5 protein-coding genes and 1 pseudogene are annotated in these 4,260 nt (G+C 40.7%); all 6 read left to right on the top strand.

The genetic code is table 11. The annotated features are described in order from the left end of the window. A pseudogene (locus J7K79_RS06480) lies at positions 1 to 189 on the top strand (sugar ABC transporter permease); the annotation flags it as partial. Beyond that, positions 186 to 1,004, top strand: a complete 819-nt coding sequence (locus tag J7K79_RS06475) for a carbohydrate ABC transporter permease (RefSeq protein ID WP_296906555.1) — start codon at positions 186 to 188, stop codon at positions 1,002 to 1,004. The pseudogene J7K79_RS06480 and the gene J7K79_RS06475, both read left to right, overlap by 4 nt. Positions 1,005 to 1,019: 15 nt before the next feature. Then, complete coding sequence (locus tag J7K79_RS06470) at positions 1,020 to 1,682, top strand: transaldolase family protein (RefSeq protein WP_296906551.1); 663 nt, start codon at positions 1,020 to 1,022, stop codon at positions 1,680 to 1,682. A gap of 7 nt (positions 1,683 to 1,689) precedes the next feature. Next, positions 1,690 to 1,974, top strand: coding sequence for a UxaA family hydrolase (locus tag J7K79_RS06465; protein WP_296906549.1), 285 nt, complete (start codon positions 1,690 to 1,692; stop codon positions 1,972 to 1,974). A 6-nt stretch (positions 1,975 to 1,980) separates the two neighbouring features. Continuing rightward, on the top strand, positions 1,981 to 3,135 hold the full coding sequence (locus J7K79_RS06460) for a UxaA family hydrolase (RefSeq protein WP_296906546.1): 1,155 nt from the start codon (positions 1,981 to 1,983) through the stop codon (positions 3,133 to 3,135). A gap of 2 nt (positions 3,136 to 3,137) precedes the next feature. Beyond that, a partial coding sequence (gene larA, locus J7K79_RS06455; RefSeq protein WP_296906543.1) for a nickel-dependent lactate racemase occupies positions 3,138 to 4,260 on the top strand: 1,123 nt, incomplete at its 3' end.

Genomic DNA, 4,260 nt, shown 5'->3' with positions numbered 1-4,260 from the left:
GAAGTATACGTCATGACTTACGGAGGACCTTCAAACGCAACCATGCTTCTTTCGTTGTACATACAAAAACAAGCGTTTGAATTTGGAAACATCTCCTATGCCTCAGCATTGGGAACCTTCCTGATGATTGCTTCTCTTGCAATTTCTTACTTTATCGTGAAAAAAGGGTTGCGTGGTGAGATTGCATGAAGAAAAGAATTATAGGATGGATGATCTTCCTTATAGCACTTATCATTGTTATCATTGAGCTCTTCCCGATATTTATAATCATCCTGAACGGCTTCAAAAGGGATATAGACATCTGGAGTAAGAACCCGTTCTATTTCAAACCAACGCTGTCAAGCTACAAAAAAGCGTTCGAAAATGAAGATTTCGTTCGGGGTTTGAAGAATTCTCTGATAGCAGCCAGCATTTCTTCATTTGTTTCTGTATTTTTTGGATCGATGGCTTCCTATGGTTTGTCCCGATACAAGTTCAAAGTAAATGATTGGATCATCTTTCTATTGCTTCTATTGAGGATGGTGCCACAAATCACTCTGTCACTGCCATTTTATCTGATTTTTAAAAAGATGGGACTTAGTGATAATATTTTCGGACTCTCGTTAGCGCATATTAGCTTCAACCTTCCTTATGCAGTTGCGTTACTCCTTCCATTTTTTGAGGGAATACCCCGTGATTACGAAGAAGCCGCAAGAATAGATGGTTGTAGGGAATTTCAAATATATTGGAAGATCTTTTTCCCTCTTGCCTCGGCCGGAATAGTAGTGGCAACTGTCTTCACTTTTCTCATGTCCTGGAATGAATTTATATACGCTTTGGTTTTAACCGGTGTAAGAGCAAAAACAGCTCCGATAGCAGTTAATGGGTTCCTTGGTCAATATGCTCCTCTGTGGGGTCAACTCTCAGCTGCCGGAACTATCATGCTCATTCCCGTTTTTGCTATAACACTTGGATTCCAGAGGTACATCATAAAAGGTTTGTCTGCTGGTGGCATCAAAGGATGAGGAGGTGAAGGTACGGTGAAGTTCTTCCTTGACAGTGCCAAGCTTGATGAAATTGAATACGCTATTAAGAAATGGAAAATTGATGGTATAACAACAAATCCAAGACATTTAATGAATGCAGGAATGACAGTGGAAGATTTCGCTAAAGAGGTTAAAAAACTTGTAGATGGAACTTCCATTTCTGTAAGTTTAGAAGTTAACCCACATCTTGATGATCCTAACGAAATCGTTAAAGAAGCTCTTTCAATAGCTGAAGTGTCTGAAAATTTCGCAATAAAAATCCCAGCCACGGAGAGTGGCTTTGAAGCTTTGGCAGAGTTAAGTTCAAAAGGAGTGAAAGTAAATGTCACGTTGATCTTTAACTTAGTCCAAGCTCTCCAAGCAGCTCGCTTAGGGGCTTTCTACATAAGCCCGTTCGTGGGATGGAGAGAAGAAAGAGGAGAAACAAATATCGACTTTTTAAAACAGATTGTTCAAGCCATTAAGGGTTATGGCTACAAATCTCAGATAATAGTTGCCGCTGTTAGATCTGCAAAACACTTTGTAGAAGCAGCAACAGCGGGAGCAGATATTGTAACGGCAGGTTTCGAGGTTTACAAGAGAGCCTTCGATAATCCTTACACACGGCTGGGACTCCAGATCTTCTCTGAGGCTTGGGACAACATATACGGGAGGTGATTCAAGAATGCTGGTAGATTTCCTGGTCCACAAAGACGGTGACGACGTAGGAGTAGTGGTGAGGGATGTGACCGCCGGAGAAAAGTTGAAAGGGAAAACTTTAGAAGATGGAAAGACTTATGAACTAGAGGCCAAAGAGGATATACCTCTTGGTCACAAAATAGCCTTGAGAGATATCAAAGAAGGAGAAAAAATAAAAGAATACGGAGAAATAATAGGTAGAGCCACAAAAGACATTCCAAAGGGTTCGCATGTCCATGTTCACAACATACGAAGTCTAAGATGGGGGTGAAGAGCAGTGGAAAGAAAAATCCTCGGTTACGTTAGGGAAAACGGGAAAGTAGGTGTTAGAAATTATGTCCTTCTGTTACCAGTTGATGATATATCAAATGCTGTTGTTGAAGCTGTCGAAAAATCCATCGTCGGCACTCTTGCCTTACCTCACCCTTATGGAAGACTCCAGTTTGGAAAAGACTTGGAACTTTTCTTCAAAACACTGATAGGAACAGGATCTAATCCAAATGTCGCAGCAGTGATAGTTGTTGGTATCGAACCAAAGTGGACTCACAAAGTGGCAGACGGTATAGCAAAGACAGGAAAACCGGTTGAAGCTTTCTGGGTAGAGGGAAGTGGACAGCTCAAGACTATCGAAAAGGTATCAAGAGTTGCTGTGAGAATGGTGGAAGACGCTACTAACCTGAAGAGAGAATTAGTTGATATCAGTGAGCTCACGATAAGTCTTAAATGTGGTGAATCTGACACCACTTCAGGTTTAGGTTCCAACAGGGTTGTAGGAAGATTCACCGAAAGGTTTCTTGAAATAGGTGGAACTGTACTTTTCGGAGAAACAACAGAGCTGACAGGAGCTGAGCATATTATAGCTTCCAGATTCAAAAAAGAAGAAGATAGGGAGAAGTTCTTGAAAATCTTCAATGAGTATCAAGAATTGATCAAATCACAAGGTGTAGATTTGCTTGGTTCACAGCCCACTGAAGGCAACATCGCTGGAGGTTTGAGTACCATCGAAGAAAAAGCTCTCGGTAACATACAGAAGATAGGAAATGCCATGATAGATGGTGCTTTGGATTTCCTAGAAGAAGTACCAGGAAAAGGACTCTACTTCATGAATACTTCTTCAGCAGCTGCAGAAGCGGTGACACTCTTTGCAGCCAATGGTGCAGTGATTCACCTATTCCCAACAGGTCAAGGAAACCCAATAGGAAATCCCATAATACCTGTCGTGAAGATAACAGCAAATCCAAAAACAGCTCAGGTCATGTCTGAACACATAGATGTTGACGTTTCTGCTGTGTTGACGGAAGGTATGAGTATAGACGAAGCAGCCGACAAACTCTGGCAAAGAGTTGTGGAAACAGCCAATGGTCGTATGGTAAGAGCGGAAATATTGAACCATAAAGAATTTGTGCTGACAAAACTTTACAGGAGCGCTTGAAAGTGGAAATTGCTCTTCCTTATGGAAAAGGAAAAATATTCCCGCAAATACCAGACTTTGCAAAAGTCAGGCTTCTGGAAAGCCAGCGGGGGGGATTCCCTCGCATGGATGAGCTGGAAGTAAAAGAAAGCATTGAAAAAGCTGTGAAAGAATATGAAATCTCTGGTAAAACCGTCTCCATTGCCATTCCTGATCAAACTAGACCAAACGTATCAAAATATATTCTTCCTCCTTTAGTGGAAACATTATTGAAAAAAGAAGCCAAAGAGATACGAATATGTGTGGGAACAGGTCTTCATAGGAAAGCAACAGAAAAAGAACTAGAAGAACTTGTTCCCATCAAGAAGAGCAGAGTTAGGGTATTTATACATGATGCAAGGAAAAAAGAGACACTGACTTTCATAGGAAAGACATCATTCAGCACACCAATTTGGATCATGAAATATTTTGCAGAAGCTGATTTAAAAATAGTTGTCTCCATAGTAGAGGAGCACCAATTTGCAGGGTTTTCAGGTGGAGCAAAGGGTGTTGCAATAGGATTAGGCGGGGAAGAAACTGTGAGGGGTAATCATTCGAAGCTGACATCTCCCTATGCAAAAATGGGATTAATTGAAGGAAATCCCGTCAGAGAAGAGATAGATGAAGTAGGAAATATGGTTGGCTTGGATCTGCTGATAAACACTGTTTTAAATGAGAACAAAGAAATAATAAAACTGTTCGTTGGTAGTCATCCAAGTTCTCATAGAGAAGCATGTCAATTTGTAAAAGAAAGCAGTGGAGTTCCCGTGAGAGATCTTTATGACATTGTTATTGTGTCACCAGGAGGATATCCCAGAGACATCGATTTGTACCAATCACAGAAAGCTCTTGCCGTTGCTCAAGAATTCTGTAAACCAGGAGGAAAAATAATTCTTTTGGCAGAGTGTTCACAAGGCTTTGGAGATGAAGGAAATTATGTACAGATCCTTGAAAAAGCTCCGTCTCCTGTTTTCGTTTTGGATAATTTTGATTTTTCCAATTTTCAGGTGGGACCACACAAGGCATTTTTGTTGGCTCGTACTCTTTCTAAACACGAAGTGTTTATAATTTCTTCTCTGCCAAAGGAAACCTTAAGAAGAATGTTTT

The sequence above is a fragment of the Thermotoga sp. genome (genome assembly GCF_021162145.1).
GTDB lineage: Bacteria > Thermotogota > Thermotogae > Thermotogales > Thermotogaceae > Thermotoga.
This window is presented reverse-complemented; position numbering and strand designations above follow the sequence as displayed.